Here is a 15,706-nt window from a genome sequence, read left to right as displayed (position 1 = left end):
GGTCACCTATAGGATTTCGTCAATTTTCTCTTCGATCTCGCTCGCCCGGAAGGGCAACCCCTGGATCTTGTTCAGGCTCAGCGCGGGGATCAGGTACTTCGCCCGCAGAAGGCGGGAGAGCTGCCCGAGGTTGAGCTCAGGAACAAGGATGTTCTTGAAGTTATAGAGGATCTCGCCCACGTTTCTCTGGAACGGGTTCACATATCTCAGGTGAAGGTGGGAAACCGACTTTCCTTCCCGGCGCTTGGCTTCCACGGCGGTCCGGATCGCGCCGTAGGTGCCGCCCCAGCCGACCACGAGCAGGTCGCCCTTCTCGTCGCCTTCGACTACGGCATCGGGGATGTCGTCTGCGATGCGGTCGACTTTTGCCTGCCGCATCTTCACCATGAACTCATGATTCTCGGGATCGTAGCTCACGTTCCCGGTGATGTGCTGTTTTTCCAGACCGCCGATCCGGTGTTCGAGCCCGGGTGTCCCGGGAATCGCCCAGGGGCGCGACAGTGTTTTCTCGTCGCGCAAATAGGGCTGGAAGCCGGCCGGATCCGTCCTGAAGGACGGCCTGATATCCGGAAGCGATGAGATCTCGGGAATCAACCACGGTTCCGCGCCGTTCGCGAGATAGCCGTCCGAGAGAAGGATGACCGGCGTCATGTACTTGATCGCGATCCGCACCGCTTCGAACGCGGCGATGAAGCAATCGGCGGGTGTGGAGGATGCGATCACGGGGATCGGCGCCTCGCTGTTCCGCCCCAGGACCGCCTGCATGAGGTCCGCCTGCTCCGTCTTCGTCGGGAGCCCGGTGCTCGGGCCTCCCCGCTGAACGTCGACGATGACCAGCGGAAGCTCGAGCATGACGGCAAGTCCCATCGCCTCGCCCTTCAGGGCCATGCCGGGACCGCTTGTCGTCGTGACTCCGATGGCCCCGCCGTAAGACGCGCCGATGGCCGAAGAGATGCCGGCGATTTCGTCCTCCGCCTGAAAGGTCTTGACCCTGAAATTCTTGTGCTTGGAGAGCTCGTGCAGGATGTCGCTCGCCGGAGTGATCGGATAGCTGCCGAGGAAGATATCGAGGCCTGACTGTACGGAGGCCGCGATCAATCCCCATGCGACCGCCTCGTTCCCGGTGATGCTCCGGTACTTTCCGGCGGGTAGATCCGCGGGTTTTACTTCGTACCGCGCCGCGAAGATCTCGGTGGTCTCGCCGAAGGCGTACCCCGCCTTCAATACTTTGATGTTGGCTTCCACGAGCTCGGGATTCTTCTTGAACCGCTCCTGGAGCCACTTGATCGTCGGCTCCAGGGGCCTGGTGAACATCCAGTACATCATCCCCAGGGCGAAGAAGTTCTTGCTGCGATCGACGACCTTATTGGAGAGCCCCAGCTCGTCGAGTGCATTGTGCGTCAATTTCGTGATATCGACCGCGTGCACCTGGTATTTCGAGAGGGAGTCGTTCTCGAGGGGGTTCGCTTCGTACGCGGCGAGCTTGAGGTTCTTCTCGTTAAATCCGTCCCTGTTCGCGATGATGATGCCGCCGTCGCGCAAACTCCGGAGATTGACTTTCAGGGCGGCGGGATTCATGGCGACGAGGACGTCGCACGTGTCGCCCGGAGTGTTGATCTCCGTCGATCCGAAGTGGATCTGAAAACCGCTCACACCGAACAGGGTCCCCGCGGGGGCCCGGATTTCGGCCGGATAATCGGGGAAGGTGCTCAGGTCGTTTCCAAGAAGCGCGGTCGTGCTCGTGAACTGCATGCCGGTGATCTGCATGCCGTCCCCCGAGTCGCCCGCAAAACGGATCGTTACTTCGTCAAGATTCTTAAACGGTTTCGCCATGGTCTTTTATGCCGGTGCTGTTGAAAGTATTGTCTCTATCCAAGCTCGTTGAGGAACGGAAACCATCTCGAGAGATACCCCGACAGGATCGTCAGGTAGTTCGTCATGATGAGGGCGCCGACGGCGACCAGCATGATTCCCCCCACCACTTCCACGGTGTGCAGATGCTTCTTGAACCGGTTGAAGGCGCTGTAGAACGCCGTCAGGCTCATCCCGGCCAGCAAGAAGGGGACCCCGAGGCCGAGGGAGTAGCTCGTGAGGAGCACCATCCCTTTGCCGACCGAGTCCTGCTGGCTCGCGATCGCGAGGATCGCGGCCAGAATCGGCCCGATGCAGGGAGTCCACCCGAAGGCAAATGCCAGTCCGACGAGGAAGGCGCCGAAGTACCCCAGCTGCTTTCCCTCGGTGTGGAAGCGCTTCTCGTAATTCAGAAAGGGGATTTTGAAGACCCCGATCATGTGCAGGCCGAAGACGATGATGACCACCCCGGCGATCTTGCTGATGATGCCGATCTGCTCGTGCAGAAACCGGCCCACGACGGTTGCGGACGCGCCCAGGGCGATGAAGACCAGGGAGAAGCCGAGGATGAAGAAGACGGAATTTGCGACGATCCGGTTCCGGACCCGCTTCCGGTTGTCGGAATTCTGCATCTCGTCGAAGGAGACGCCGGAGATGAACGAGAGGTATCCCGGAACGATCGGGAGGACACAGGGGGAGATGAAGGAGAGCAGGCCGAACGCGAACGAAGTCAATATATTGACGTTTTCCAACTCATCTCCTCATCAATTAACGGCCCCGAATGACACCTATCCGCTCAGAATTACAGGCTTTTCGGCGGCCTGCCATTGAAAAGTAGCAAATTTTCGAGGAAATAACAAGCCGGGGTAGTGCCTCAGTGTGGTCGATTTCCTCCCCAACTCGTCATGCTGACATGCTCCTGGTCAGCATCTTTCAACTCTCTTATAAAGATCCCGACCTAATACATGTCGGGATGACGGCATAAGACGAAACAGCGACGTTGCGCGGGAGTGGGGTTATTCCCTCACCACCCACACCTTCACTTTTCCCGTCACCCCGGCGAGAAGCCGGACGTCGACGGTGTAGATCCCGAGCGCCTTGATCGGCTCTTCCAGCTCGACCGAGCGCTTGTCGATGACGATGCCCTGTTCCTTCAACGCGTCGGCCACCATCTGGTTCGTGACCGATCCGAAGAGCTTCTCATCTTCTCCCACCTTCACCTTCAACGTCACCGAGATCTTCTCGAGGTCCGCCGCCAGCTTTTCCGCCTGGTGGACCTCCTTCTTTTTCCGGTCGACGTGCTGCTTCTTCTCCTCTTCGAGGGTCTTCAGGCTCCCTTTCGTCGCGATATAGCCGATCCGGCGGGGGAGGAGATAGTTGCGGGCGTACCCGTCCTTCACCTCGACGATGTCGCCGAGTTTCCCGAGTTTTTCAAAATCCTGACGCAAAATGATCTTCATGTGGCTCCTTTTCGGTTGTCGTGACCTACCGGATCGTTTCCGAGACGAACGGCAGCATCGCGAGATGGCGGGCGCGCTTGATCGCCTTCACCAATTGACGCTGATGCCCGGCGCATGTGCCGGTGATCCTCTTGGGAATAATCTTCCCCTGCTCGGAGACGAACCGTATCAGCCTTTTTTCATCCTTGTAATCGATGTAGATTTCATCGTTTTCGCAAAACCGGCAGACGCGGTGTTTTCTGATTTGTTGATCTGGTTTAGGCATGGTTTATCTTCCCTGTGACTGAGTCGTTGGTTGGTCCTTGAGGAGGTGCGATTCCTCGTTGGTAAGGAATTTGTCGAAGGAATCATCCTCTGCGGTCGAAAATTCCTCCTCGTGCGTGTGCGCGGGAGGGCACGGGTGCGAAGCGTCGGCCGCCACGGGCCGCTTGTTGAGGAACTGAATGCGGCGCGCCTTGATCTCGACGATGTTCCGGTTGAACCCGTCGTCCGTCTTGAACAGATGGCTCTGGATTTCTCCGTCGATCAGGACGGCGCTCCCTTTCTTCAGCCGGTTTGTGCAGCTTTCCGCCAGCTTGTTCCAGGCGACGATGCCGATGTAACAGACGTCCTCCTGCCACTGGTTGTTCGCATCGCGGTACTTCCGGTTCGAAGCGATCGAAAAATTCACGACCGGCGTTCCGTTCGTCGTCTGCCGGAACACCGGGTCTTTCGTGAGATTTCCCGCGATGATGATGTAATTGAGTTCAGGCATTTTCAAGTCGGCCATGGTCATTCCCCTTGCAAAGAGATGAGTGTCATCCGTTCAGGCTGATCACGAGGCTTTTGGCGAACTTTTTTCTCCCGGCTCGTCGTCGAACAGGGGTTTCTTCTCCGGTTCGGACGGCGCTGCAGGCGCCGCTTCGGCCGCGGCCGGCTGGGCTGCGGGAGCCGCTGCGGCGGGGGCCGGAGCAGCAGGAGGAGGGGGGGGAGGAGGCGCGACCGCCGCGGGAGGCGGAGGAGGAGCCAGCGCCCGGGCTTTCAACGAGAGCTTGTCGATCTGGATGGTGAGGTACCGCAGGAAGTTCTGGTCCAGCTGAAACGTGCGCTGGAGCTGGGCGATCACCGGCTCCGTTCCGAGGAACTCGAGGTTCGCATAGAACCCGTTGTTCTTCTTCTGGATCGTGTAGGCGAGCCGCTTTCTCCCCCAACGGTTGACGGCGGTGATTTCGCCGCCGTTGCGGGTGATGACCTCCTGGATGTGGGTGATTGCCCCCTCGATCTGCGTATCCTCGAGGGAGGCGTTGACGATGAAGGTTGTTTCGTAGAGACGCTTGCGTGGTTCCATGACTGGCCCTTTGGACGTTGAAGATGCGATCCCCGAATAATTGTCCCGCCCCGGGCGGGATCAAATTCAGGGATAGGGTTTATTATTGTTGCTTCGACTATTTCAAATTGTTCTGTTAAAGCGGTTGATCGCGACGTCAAGGCCCTCGGCCACTGCGACGACCGCCGCGTCCCGGGCCCTCAGCGTGAGCGCGCGAACCGCGTCGAGCTCCCGCTTCTCGAACGGGGAGAGAACATACTGCGCGAGTTCGCTCTTGTCGGGCGGCATCGAATCGCCGCCGATCCCGCACCGGAGCCGGGGAAAATCGTCCGACTGCAGCTGCTCGATGATCGAGAAAAGGCCGTTGTGCCCTCCGTCGCTTCCCCCGCGCCGGAGCCGGATCGAGCCGAGCGGGAGATGAAAGTCATCGACGATCACCAGGAGGTCCTGCAACCCGAGCCCGAACTGGCCGACAATCTCCCGGACCGCCTCGCCCGAGTTGTTCATGTACGTCAGGGGTTGCACCAGGAGCACGCTTTCCGCTCCGATCACCCCCGCCGCGGAGCGGTAGTTGCTCTCGCCGCCGCTTCGGCGGATCTTCAGGCGGACCTTCAGCGCGAGCGCGAGCGCGTCGACGACCTCAAAACCGATATTGTGTCTCGTACCGTCGTACTGCGAACCGGGATTGCCGAGACCCACCAGGGCGCGCACGGCCGGAATCGCCGCCCCGACGGCCTACTTTTTCTTCTCTTCCTTCTTCTTTTCTTCCTTGCCGGCGGGTGCTGCGCCTTCGGCCTTCTTCGCCCCGGCCTCGCCCTTCTTTCCGCCCGCCTCGCCCTTCTTCTCCGCGCCTTCCTCGCCCTCTTCGCCTTCTTCGACCTTCTTGCCCTTGCTGATCACCTCGGGCTCGACGGCTTCCTCGACTGCCGCCGTCGCGGGGGTGGCTTCCTTCTCGACGGTCGGAGGAACGACGCCGACGATCGTGCCGCCCTCGTTCTCGAGGATCGTGACGTTCTCGATCTTCACGTCCCGGACGTGGATGAAGTGGTTGATTTTCAAATTTTCCGGGTTCACCTCGATGTGGTCCGGGATGTGCTTCGGGAGGCACGAGATCTTGAGCTTATGGATGATCTGCTGGAGGACGCCGCCGTCGCGGACGCCGACCGGGGTCCCGCCCCCGACGATCACAGGAACTTCGATCGTGATTTCCTCGTCCTGCCTGAGCCCCTGCAGGTCGAAATGGATCGGCCGGTCGGTCACGGGATCGAACTGGATATCGCGCAGGATGCAGCTCTTGTTCGTCCCGTCGGCCAGTTTCAGGTTGACGATATGAGTCTCCGCCGTGAAAATCAGCGGCTTGAGGCTTTTCTCGACCACCGTGATGGGAATGGTATCCTCACCGTGGATGTAGAAGACGCCCGGGACCTTCCCCTGGCGCCTGATTGCGCGGGTGTGTTTTCCGAGCTGGGTTCTGACTTCCGCTTCCAATAGAATTTCACGCATGCGTTCTTCCTTTGCTATCCTTTATCGACGTCGAATAAGGAACTGATGGATTGATTTTTGAAACCGCGTTTAATCGCGTGTGCGAATATGTCGGCGACCGAAAGCACGTTGATGGTCTTCGACCGGGAAATCTTTGAATCGAGCGCGATCGTGTCGGTCACGAACAGGCGCGAAACGGGCGCGGCCGCGATCCGGGAGGTCGAGTTTCCCGAGAGGATCGCGTGGGTGCAGGCTCCGTAAATTTCTTTCGCTCCCGCCTTGCGGAGCGCACTTGCCGCCGCGACGAACGTGCCGCCGGTGTCGATGAGGTCGTCGACGATCAGGATGTTTCTCCCTTTCACTTCGCCGATGATGTTCATGACTTCCGCCTGGTTCGGTTTCGGGCGGCGCTTGTCGATCAGGATGAGGTCCCCGCCGAGCCGCTTCGCGAACGCGCGGGCCATCTTGATCCCCCCGACATCGGGGGAAACCACCGTCAGGTCCCGCATCTTCTTCTTCAGGAAGAACGACGTGTAGAGCGCCGACGAGTAGAGGTGGTCGACCGGTATGTCAAAGAATCCCTGAATCTGGGGCGCGTGCAGGTCCATCGTGATCACCCTGTCGACGCCGGCTTCCGTCATCAGGTTTGCGACCAGTTTTGCCGTGATCGAAACTCTCGGCTGGTCTTTCCTGTCCTGCCGCGCGTATCCGAAGTACGGGATCACCGCCGTGACTTTCCGGGCCGAGGCCCTTCTCGCGGCGTCCACCATGATGAGCAGCTCCATCAGATGGTCCGCGGGCGGATTCGTGGACTGGATGATGAAAACGTCGCTTCCACGGACGTTCTCGGTGAACTTGACCCAGATCTCGCCGTCGCTGAAATTCCGGATCTGGACCTGACCCAACGGCTGGCCGACAAGCTTCGCGATCCGTTCAGCGAGCCGCGGATTCGACCGGCCGGCAAAGAGTTTCAGTTCAGGCATTCAGGGTTTTGAGAGCAGGGTTGTTGCACCGTCTGGGCCTTGCCGAAAAGCCCTCGAATCTGTCATTTTCCCGGATAATTCGGGGACTCCAATATACAAATAATCCGCGGATTCTGCAAGGAATAAAGGGGGGAATAAGCCTGCGGGTGACCCTCCGCGACCTAAAGGTCGCGGACCGCAGCCTAAAGGCTGCGGCTACCAAGCCCAAGGAATCGGTAGCCGCGACCTTCAGGTCGCGGACCGCAGCCGGAAGGCTGCGGGTACCCGTCTCTGCTCGCAGGAGAGGCTATACCGCAAAGCTAGCGGTTGGTTCCTTCACTTACTTGATCAAAGACATCTTTCTCACGTTCTGGAACATCAGCTCACCAGTCCCAATGTCGTGCGCGAAGAGCTTGAAGAAATAGATGCCCGAGGGGAGGTTCGTGCCGTCGAACTCCACCTCGTTCTGGCCATCCCCGAACTCCTCTCCGTCGACCGCTGCGGCGACCTCCTGCCCGAGGGTATTGTAGATTTTCACCGATACGAGCGCCCTTGTGGCAAGCTCGAACTCGATGGTTGTGGTCGGGTTAAAGGGGTTGGGATAATTCTGCCGGAGGGCGAACTCGGCGGGTTGAGAATTGCCCGCCAGGCCTTCAGGCGGACGTTGTGTCGCGGGGTACGCCGTCGTGCTCCGGAACAAGCCGTCGAGCGTGCCCGCCAATAGATGCCCGTCCGGCGTCACTCCCACAGAAGAAATGATCGGAGGATAGGAGGATTCACTGGGCGCCAGTCCGCTCCGAAGTTCTTGCCATGTCGATCCCCGGTCTTTCGACTGAAGCACACCGTTGGCGCAGGAGCCGAGATAAAAATTCCCCGCGCCGTCGGCCGCGAAGGACGAAACTCCGGGGCCGCAGATACCCGCGGTGTGAATCTCCGAAATTTTTTTCCACGCTCTGATTCGTGAACTTGTGAGCCGGTACAGGTTCAGTGTGGACGCCGCGCTGGAGTTGTACGGAAACGCAAACACACCTTGCACCTGATCCGACCACACGTGCCAGGAACGGCCGTTTCCCCGGCCGATAATTTTTCTAACAGCGGCCAGCCTTCCGGGCGCTACAAAATAGACACCGCCCTCATCCATGCTTGCCGCCCAGATCCGCTGACTCACGGCGTCGCAAGCCATCGTCGTAATCATCGTGGAGACCGGCATCCGTACGGTAATTCTCAGCCACGAAGCGCCGCCGTCGGTGGATCTGTAGATGGAACGGAACCCGCTGAAGAAGATATGACCCGCGGCGTTGACCGCGATGAGCCCGCCTCTCCGCTCCCCGGCATAAATGGAGTCCCAACTTATGCCGTCATCGGTGGATCGGAGGAGGGCGAACGGCTCAGCTCTCGAAAGGAGAAGCGAACCGGAGGGAGTGACTGCGATTTGAATGAAGTCCGTGCCCCCGGGATTGATGCGAGACCAGTGGAGTCCGTTATCCGAAGACTTGAACGCCCCTTCAGTGGAGGTCGTATAGACTCTGCCGTCTCCCCGCGATGCAAACGAGTAGACCCACCCAGTCACACCGTCCGCTTTCTCCCAGAAGTTCGTCTGTCCGGAGGCGCTATGATTACCGTCTATTGCGAATAAGCCACCAACGATCAGGAGAGTGGTCTTCAAGAATTTCATTGGAGTATCCTTCCGAAAAATTCCTGAATAAACATCTGGATCGCAATATACGATAGTTTCCTGAAAAACACGAAGATGAGCCTATTCCGTGGAACCTCCCGTTCGGAGTAGGTAGCCGCGACCTTCAGGTCGCGGACCGCAGCCGTCAGGCTGCGACTAACGGATCACAGCCTGCCAACCTTCCGTGGGCTGGCATGAAAGAGGAGAAGATCTTGACAATACGATCCGGAAGCTCTAAATTCACTCGTGAGTCCCGACTAGTCATTTCGGAATGCCGTCATTATCGAATGGAGAAATCGTTGAGCTGGAGCTTCATAGGAATCGTTCTGGTGTCATTGATCGGTCCTTCATATTCAGCTCAAGGGCAGACATGGAACGAGTTACTCAAGAAATCCCAGGTTTTCCGCGGCCTACAGTCGGAACCTCATGCCTTGGATTCAGCAATCTATTATGGTCAGGAGGCGTTAAACGCCGCACGGAGTGCCCTCGGAGAATTGGATACGAATACAGCGCAGATCTCACTCCATCTAGGGAACTGTTACTTCGCCGACAGGAGGTTTGTTGCAGCGGAATCCCTATTGAGACAACTGGTTCTTACCTATCACAAGACTATTGGACTGGAGAATGCCAGTGGCATGGCCGCGCTGAATGATTTGGCGAACCTGGTCGACGATCTTGGACGGCATGATGAAGGGCTACGTTTAACTCAACAATTGCTCGGGATCAGGATCAAGGTGTTCGGTCGAAATCATGTCAATGTGGCAAGAAGCTATACCAATCTCGCAGTGATCCTGATCGAAGCAGGACGCTACGTCGAAGCTGAGCCATTGTTGGGAAGGGCCCTAAAGATACATGAAAGCTTATCCCCTCGCATGCCTTGGGCTCTCGCGGTTACTTACACAACGCTGGGCTCCCTCTTTGAAACCGAGAAACGTTTCAGCGAAGCGGAATCACTTTTTGTTCGGGCTTCTCGATTGTTTGCTGAGGTCCATGGCCCTCGCACGAATGAGGTCGGGATGTGCGTCGAGAACATCGCAGAATGTTATTTCGAGCAGGGGCGATTTGAGGAGGCTGAGCCTAGATTTCTTGCAGCGATCGATATTTGGCATGGTATTGATTCCCTCAATTGGTGGATTCCGACGGCTCTCAGACGTGTTGCCGAACTGCGCAGCGCAACCGGAAAGACATCGGCCGTCGAAGGGATTTACCGGCGGGTAATTCAACTTCACAATCGTGAATTGCCCGCAGATCATCCCTGGATGGCTGAGGATCTCGAGGGCCTGGCAAACTTCTATAGAAACCAGAAAAGATATGATGAGGCACGGGTTCTGTATGACCAAGCGCTTTCCATCAATCGGAAAAAGCTCTCCCCAACGCATGATAATTTCGCCATCTGTTATGGCGATTTGAGCACATTTTATGGAATGAGGGGGGACTGGCAACACTCAAGGACATATGCCGACAGCGCGTATGAGATTCGATGGAAAAACTTCAAAGCGCTGTCCTCCGGCATGTCCGAATATGATGCCTTGAACTATGAGGCATTATTAAGGGAATCTGCAGATCAGTCGCTTACATCATATTTCAAAGATCTGTCATCACTTGCGACCAGACAAGAGGAGGCGGCCGGGGTCATATTCACCATCAAGGGCGGTCTCTCCGAAGAAGTTCAGACTCGCAACAAACGAGCGAGCCAGCAAGTCGATTCGGCCCATCGCTCAATGCTGGAGGCGTACCGGAATGTCCTTCGGAAGATCTCCAACTCATTCATACGACATCCTGATGATGACCCCACATCATCATCGTCCGTCGAGCTCGACTCGTTGACCAGACTCGCCCGCGTGTTTGAATCCGGGCTTTCAGGTCACGTCGGGGGAGTCGGGATCAACCTGGCCGATCAGTCGCTAACCGCCAGGGACCTCGTGCGTAGCATGCCCATGCAGGGGGTCCTCGTTGAATACTTGAAATTCAACTATCATGGCTTGGATCCTAAGACCTCAGCGCCCCACTACCTGGTGGTGGTCCTCGATGCCACTGGGATGCCATCCATCGTTGATCTCGGTGAGGCGAAGAAAATTGATACGGAGATCGCCGCCTACCGGAATCATTTCTTGCAGCTTGCGACGCTCAAACGTCCGATCACAGCAGCGGATCAAGGCGAATGCGTGAAATATTCTTCCCGTCTCTATAAGCTCATCTGGGAGCCGATCGTCCCGAAACTCAAGGACGGAATAACGCTGTTCATCTCCCCTGATGGCGGCTTGAATCTCGTCTCCTTCGCCGGGCTGACGGATGCGAAGGGAGACTACCTGATTGAAGGACACGGAATCCATTATCTCTCAGCGGGGAGAGACTTGATGCGACCGAGGGATCGTGAGAGCTCTGCTTCCGGACTGATTGCATTCGGGGATCCGGATTACGACGCACCGGCGTCAATCCGAGTGTCAGATCGATCGGCATCCGCTCCGCTGAAGTTCGAGGGGGATACGGCGGCCTACAGTGTTCGCAATGTCCGCTCCGGGTGCACATCGCTAGGTGAGATGAGAGTCACCCGGTTGACCGGAACGCGCATGGAAGTTGATTCCATCGTATCCTATTGGACGCGAGATACGCGCGCGGACGCTCCGCTCACTTTTTTCGGACCTGATGCGAGCGAAGAGCATTTTATGAAGTACGCTCCTGGCAGGAGGGTTATCCATCTCTCTACCCACGGCTATTTTCTGCAAGGCGAATGTTCTCAGAACAGGACTCTACCTGTCGATCAGCAAGTATTTAATGAAAACCCTCTCCTTCAATCCGGCATATTCCTCGCGGGCGCGAACCTGCATGGCGAGGGAGCAGATGGTCCTGGCGCAGAAGACGGCATCCTGACGGCACTTGAGGTTTCCACGACGGAACTCGGTGGCACCGATCTTGTTGTGCTCTCCGCGTGCGAGACAGGCCTTGGGAAAGTAGAGCAGGGCGAGGGTGTCTATGGTTTGAGGCGCGCCTTCCAGATGGCGGGGGCTAAAACGGTTGTCAGCTCCCTTTGGCAGGTTCCTGATATCCAGACGATGACGTTCATGAAGGATTTGTATGCCCAGAGGGCATCCACGTACCCTGAGCTGATGCAAAAAGTCATGCTGAAGCGAATTAATGAGCTGCGTCTTCGCGGCATGCCGACCCATCCATTCTCGTGGGCCGGCTTTGTCGCGACGGGGGATTGGAGAAAATGAGTTTTATGACATGACAGCTCCAACCGATTGACCCTTAGTTTACCAAACCCTGTAATCTAGAGATCATCCCAACCCCCCGCCCGAAACTGCCAGCTCTCCATCGATCTCCTCGCGTGTCTTTGTAACCTTCGTCTCCTTCGATCGACTATCTCAAAAGGGGAAGGAATTTCAATTTTGAGACCAGCATGTCTTCGATCGATCACGCGATCCGGTTCATCAAGAAATCCTGGAAGGAGGGGAAAACTCTCAAGGAAATCGCCCATGATCATCGGCTTGACCCGGGCAACCTAGACCGGGAATTCCGCAAGGCCGAAGGGATAACTGTCAAACAATACGTCGATGCGAGAAGAAAAAGGGCCTTTGAACGTGCCCTGAGGCGAGGCGGCCGTTTTGGTTATGAAATTGGCACACTGCTTGGGTTTAAGAATGACCTCGCGTTTTACCGATGGGTTCGACGAGCGTATGGAAAATCGTTTCGCTCGCTGCTTCGCAATCCCCGCCCTCCTTCAAAGGAGGATGAGGCAGGAAACGATTAAGACGTGACAAGAAATAGAACATTTATTCCATTGGGTATGGAACCAATTTGATGTATTCTTTTACACAGTGCGCGATTGTGGGGTGGCTATCTCTCACGCTTGCTGCCTTTCGATTTCCAATTCATCGATTAGATAAATTCGGCCTCAAGGAGGAATCATGGGAAAGAAGGACCTCGCTTTAATACTCTCGATTCTTGGGTTCTCTCTAAGACTCGAAGGGCAAGAAAAAGATGAATTCACAACCGGGAAGGGCTCCGGTCTGATTCGGGGGCCCTTTGGAGCCCAAATAATCACGAGACAGAGTATTCCCCGCAGGCTCTCGTATCAAGGTTTGTTAACAACCTCTTCCGGCACACCCGTCCCAGATGGGAGCTACAACCTGAAGTTCGAGATTTATAACCTGCCGGCCGGTGGAACGCTGCGCTTTGCGGAAATCCAAAACGGCACTCCAGTGGTGCGTGGAACATTTAGCGTCATGCTTGGGTCGATCACCCCTCTTACTGCTATTTTCAGCGAATCGTTGTACGTGCAGGTTACGGCGCTTGCAGGACCGGGCATCGGCTCGCCCCAGGTTTTCTCTCCCAGATCTGAGCTTACGAGCGCGCCCTACTCGCTTGCACCCTGGGCACCCGCCGACTCGGGAATCTTTTACAATGGAGGGCAAGTGGGCCTCGGAACGCCGAACCCCGGTAAAAACGGGATACCCTATTTGAGGCTTGACCTGCAGGATGAAGATGGTATAAACAGTGACATTAACATCGGCGTCTCCGGCGCATTGGAATCAATCGGGGGGCGTGGGTGGCCGGTCTTGAATTTTTCGAAGTCTCGCGGGAGCACTGCCTCACCTCTCGCCGTGCAGAGAAACGATTTTCTTGGCGAAGTACTCTTCTGGGGATACGACGGTCTGCAGTATCGACAATCGTCGCGGATTCTCTCCGTCGCGCGAGGGACGCCGGGCCTGAACAATGTGTCCTCTCAGATGGTTTTTTATACACGCAGACAGGGGGATACAGCGATTACGCGCGCCCTGACCATCGATACAAGTCAGAATATAGGTATCGGCCTGATTACCCCCGCGTATAAGGTTGACGTCAATGGAACGATAAATGCGACAGCGTTCAGGGGCGATGGCTCACAATTGACAAACCTGCCGACCGGCTCGAGCCAGTGGACGACGAACGGGAGTAATATTTATTACAACTTGGGCAGCGTGGGCATCGGGACTTCGACACCCGGACAACAACTGACTGTATCCGGCCCGTCCGCGACGATTCAGCTCAATTCTACCTCTTCCAGTGCCAACGAGCTTTATTTCACCACATCCGGGACTGCTCGCGGGTATATGGGAGTGGCCCCAGCGGCCGACCAGATCATAATTGGGGCCCTTCTTGGAGATATGGTCTTACGGTCGGATAACCAGTCGATCCGGTTTTCCACGAATGCCGGTTCGGGCTCTGCGGCAGTGATTACATCCACTGGCAATGTAGGCATCGGGACAACCACCCCGGCAGAAAAGCTGGAAGTCGCCGGTAACATCAAGATCGGCAGTGCCACTATCCATAGCGGCACGGGAAGTCCGGAAGGTGTTGTTTCCGGGAATGTCGGTGATCTATATCTGAGAACGGATGGTGGCGCCGGCAGCACGATGTATGTGAAAGAGAGTGGGAATGCGACAAACACAGGATGGGCAGGGAAGTGATCACAAGTTTTTTGCCACATGGAAATTGAGGCGAGTCACCCCCTCTCGATTTCGGATTTGTGAAATTGGGAGGGGGTAAGATAAGGAGATGGACGCATGAAAATGCTTTTTTCAACTATGATGTTTGCTCTGGTCTTCGCAAACATAGCACGTTCACAATCGATTGTCCAGAGATGGCATGTCAATGACGCCGGAGGAGGAAGGTCAAGCGGGGGTGGATTGTTGTTATTCTCGTCCATCGGTCAAAACGCGGTTCGGGCAATGAGCGCCGGTGGACAAAACCTTGAAAGCGGATATATTCCGGGAATCCGTTCCGGAGCAGGGTTTACTGCGGTCACGCAAGTCCAGCCGGAAGGTGGATGGAATCTCCTCTCCCTGCCGGTGTTGACTGATGACCCACGGGTACGTGTGTTGTTTCCGACCGCTTTGTCTTCTGCCTTCTCGTATCAGGGAGGGTACAGCAAGCGGGACTCACTAGATAATGGGAGCGGGTATTGGATTAAATTTCCGGACTCTACACTCGTAAATCTGGGAGGTACGACCATTACGCAGGAGACCGTGAAGGTGAGCAAGAACTGGAATCTGATCGGATGCCCTTCCTATCCTGTACGCATTTCCGATATCACAGCCGTCGGTACGAATATCAGATCGCCCTACTTTGGATACTCCAGCGCATCAGGATATTTTGTCGAGGACACGCTGAAGCCCGGTTCCGGCTATTGGCTCAAGACTGACACTGTCGGCAAGCTCGTGTTATGGACGGGCTCGGTGTTGGCCGTACCGGCCGCTCCAACTAAGACCGGACCAGCACCGGGCAGTATGTTGACAGACCTTAGTCAACATGGCGGTGGAATTCTCACGGTACAAGACGCGCTCGGCTTCCGACGCTCCCTATATTTTTGCTCGTCGTCGGAGAATTCCGGTTTGGAGCAATACGAACTTCCTCCCGCGGCCCCTTCAGGTATGGATGTTAGATACACGGACAACCGGATGATGGTGTTAGCCGATCCTCATGATGTGAAACGTGTGAAGATTCAGATCGTTGCCGCGGAATACCCGCTTACGATTTCCTGGAAGTCATCTGTCGTCCTGATAAATGCCGCGCTCCTCGTCGACGGCGAAGCATATCGCATAAAGGGCCAGGGTGAAGCACAGGTCTCGACTTCGGAATCTCAAGTTCGACTGCAGCTCGCACCCGCTTCCTCCGTTCGCCTGCCGAGAGAATTTGCCTTATCCCAGAACTATCCCAATCCTTTCAATCCTACGACGCGTTTGTCCTACGCGATCCCACGAGACCAACACGTGTCGATAACGGTCTATAATGTCTTGGGTCAGGTCATGGCAACCGTCGTCGACGAATTCGAAAGCGCCGGATATAAGTCGGTTGAGTTCGATGCTGGAAGGCTTCCGAGCGGAACCTATTTCTATCGTCTGCGAGCGGGTACGTTCACCGATGTGAGAAAGATGCTGCTCATGAGATAAACGGTTATTGAGAGCGTAGTAACGAAGAAGCTTCTGCT

General features: G+C 56.4%; 13 protein-coding genes. 3 read left to right on the top strand and 10 right to left on the bottom strand.

What is annotated here, in order from left to right; genetic code table 11:
* Window positions 1-6: 6 nt before the first annotated feature.
* From VI215_02215 to VI215_02170, 10 genes are all read right to left on the bottom strand, one after another.
* Complete coding sequence (locus VI215_02215; GenBank protein HEY6191122.1) at window positions 7-1,833, bottom strand: 2-oxoacid:acceptor oxidoreductase subunit alpha; 1,827 nt, start codon at window positions 1,831-1,833, stop codon at window positions 7-9.
* Between the two features lie 35 nt (window positions 1,834-1,868).
* Window positions 1,869-2,603, bottom strand: coding sequence for a cytochrome c biogenesis protein CcdA (locus VI215_02210; protein ID HEY6191121.1), 735 nt, complete (start codon window positions 2,601-2,603; stop codon window positions 1,869-1,871).
* Window positions 2,604-2,867: 264 nt separating this feature from the next.
* Window positions 2,868-3,311: a 50S ribosomal protein L9 gene (gene rplI, locus VI215_02205; GenBank protein HEY6191120.1), complete on the bottom strand. Its 444-nt coding sequence runs from the start codon at window positions 3,309-3,311 to the stop codon at window positions 2,868-2,870.
* A gap of 25 nt (window positions 3,312-3,336) precedes the next feature.
* On the bottom strand, window positions 3,337-3,576 hold the full coding sequence (gene rpsR, locus VI215_02200; GenBank protein HEY6191119.1) for a 30S ribosomal protein S18: 240 nt from the start codon (window positions 3,574-3,576) through the stop codon (window positions 3,337-3,339).
* 3 nt (window positions 3,577-3,579) lie between these two features.
* Window positions 3,580-4,080 carry a single-stranded DNA-binding protein gene (locus tag VI215_02195; protein HEY6191118.1) on the bottom strand — a complete coding sequence of 167 codons (501 nt, stop codon included), beginning with the start codon at window positions 4,078-4,080 and terminating at the stop codon, window positions 3,580-3,582.
* Between the two features lie 45 nt (window positions 4,081-4,125).
* Window positions 4,126-4,638, bottom strand: coding sequence for a 30S ribosomal protein S6 (gene rpsF, locus VI215_02190; protein ID HEY6191117.1), 513 nt, complete (start codon window positions 4,636-4,638; stop codon window positions 4,126-4,128).
* Between the two features lie 102 nt (window positions 4,639-4,740).
* On the bottom strand, window positions 4,741-5,328 hold the full coding sequence (gene pth / locus VI215_02185; GenBank protein HEY6191116.1) for an aminoacyl-tRNA hydrolase: 588 nt from the start codon (window positions 5,326-5,328) through the stop codon (window positions 4,741-4,743).
* Window positions 5,329-5,352: 24 nt separating this feature from the next.
* Window positions 5,353-6,120 (bottom strand): 50S ribosomal protein L25, encoded by a 768-nt coding sequence (locus tag VI215_02180; GenBank protein HEY6191115.1) that lies wholly within the window; start codon window positions 6,118-6,120, stop codon window positions 5,353-5,355.
* 14 nt (window positions 6,121-6,134) lie between these two features.
* Window positions 6,135-7,082 carry a ribose-phosphate pyrophosphokinase gene (locus tag VI215_02175; protein ID HEY6191114.1) on the bottom strand — a complete coding sequence of 316 codons (948 nt, stop codon included), beginning with the start codon at window positions 7,080-7,082 and terminating at the stop codon, window positions 6,135-6,137.
* A gap of 319 nt (window positions 7,083-7,401) precedes the next feature.
* Window positions 7,402-8,736 carry a T9SS type A sorting domain-containing protein gene (locus VI215_02170; protein ID HEY6191113.1) on the bottom strand — a complete coding sequence of 445 codons (1,335 nt, stop codon included), beginning with the start codon at window positions 8,734-8,736 and terminating at the stop codon, window positions 7,402-7,404.
* A 287-nt stretch (window positions 8,737-9,023) separates the two neighbouring features.
* Between VI215_02170 and VI215_02165 the strand changes: the two genes are divergently transcribed.
* From VI215_02165 to VI215_02155, 3 genes are all read left to right on the top strand, one after another.
* Complete coding sequence (locus tag VI215_02165; protein HEY6191112.1) at window positions 9,024-11,951, top strand: CHAT domain-containing tetratricopeptide repeat protein; 2,928 nt, start codon at window positions 9,024-9,026, stop codon at window positions 11,949-11,951.
* Window positions 11,952-12,644: 693 nt separating this feature from the next.
* Window positions 12,645-14,186 carry a hypothetical protein gene (locus VI215_02160; protein ID HEY6191111.1) on the top strand — a complete coding sequence of 514 codons (1,542 nt, stop codon included), beginning with the start codon at window positions 12,645-12,647 and terminating at the stop codon, window positions 14,184-14,186.
* A 96-nt stretch (window positions 14,187-14,282) separates the two neighbouring features.
* Complete coding sequence (locus VI215_02155) at window positions 14,283-15,668, top strand: T9SS type A sorting domain-containing protein (protein HEY6191110.1); 1,386 nt, start codon at window positions 14,283-14,285, stop codon at window positions 15,666-15,668.
* The last annotated feature ends 38 nt before the right edge of the window (window positions 15,669-15,706 follow it).

It is taken from the genome of Bacteroidota bacterium (genome assembly GCA_036522515.1).
Classification (GTDB): Bacteria; Bacteroidota; Ignavibacteria; order UBA10030; family SZUA-254; genus VBOC01.
Note: the sequence above shows the minus strand (reverse complement) of the source record. Positions and strands in the feature narration are given on the sequence as shown.

Bases quoted from the DNA above. Each gene is read 5' to 3' on its own strand.
- VI215_02215 (HEY6191122.1), bottom strand. From the start codon at position 1,833: ATGGCGAAACCGTTTAAGAATCTTGACGAAGTAACGATCCGTTTTGCG.
- rplI (HEY6191120.1), bottom strand. From the start codon at position 3,311: ATGAAGATCATTTTGCGTCAGGATTTTGAAAAACTCGGGAAACTCGGC.
- rpsR (HEY6191119.1), bottom strand. From the start codon at position 3,576: ATGCCTAAACCAGATCAACAAATCAGAAAACACCGCGTCTGCCGGTTT.
- VI215_02195 (HEY6191118.1), bottom strand. From the start codon at position 4,080: ATGGCCGACTTGAAAATGCCTGAACTCAATTACATCATCATCGCGGGA.
- rpsF (HEY6191117.1), bottom strand. From the start codon at position 4,638: ATGGAACCACGCAAGCGTCTCTACGAAACAACCTTCATCGTCAACGCC.
- VI215_02180 (HEY6191115.1), bottom strand. From the start codon at position 6,120: ATGCGTGAAATTCTATTGGAAGCGGAAGTCAGAACCCAGCTCGGAAAA.
- VI215_02175 (HEY6191114.1), bottom strand. From the start codon at position 7,082: ATGCCTGAACTGAAACTCTTTGCCGGCCGGTCGAATCCGCGGCTCGCT.
- VI215_02170 (HEY6191113.1), bottom strand. From the start codon at position 8,736: ATGAAATTCTTGAAGACCACTCTCCTGATCGTTGGTGGCTTATTCGCA.
- VI215_02165 (HEY6191112.1), top strand. From the start codon at position 9,024: ATGGAGAAATCGTTGAGCTGGAGCTTCATAGGAATCGTTCTGGTGTCA.
- VI215_02160 (HEY6191111.1), top strand. From the start codon at position 12,645: ATGGGAAAGAAGGACCTCGCTTTAATACTCTCGATTCTTGGGTTCTCT.
- VI215_02155 (HEY6191110.1), top strand. From the start codon at position 14,283: ATGAAAATGCTTTTTTCAACTATGATGTTTGCTCTGGTCTTCGCAAAC.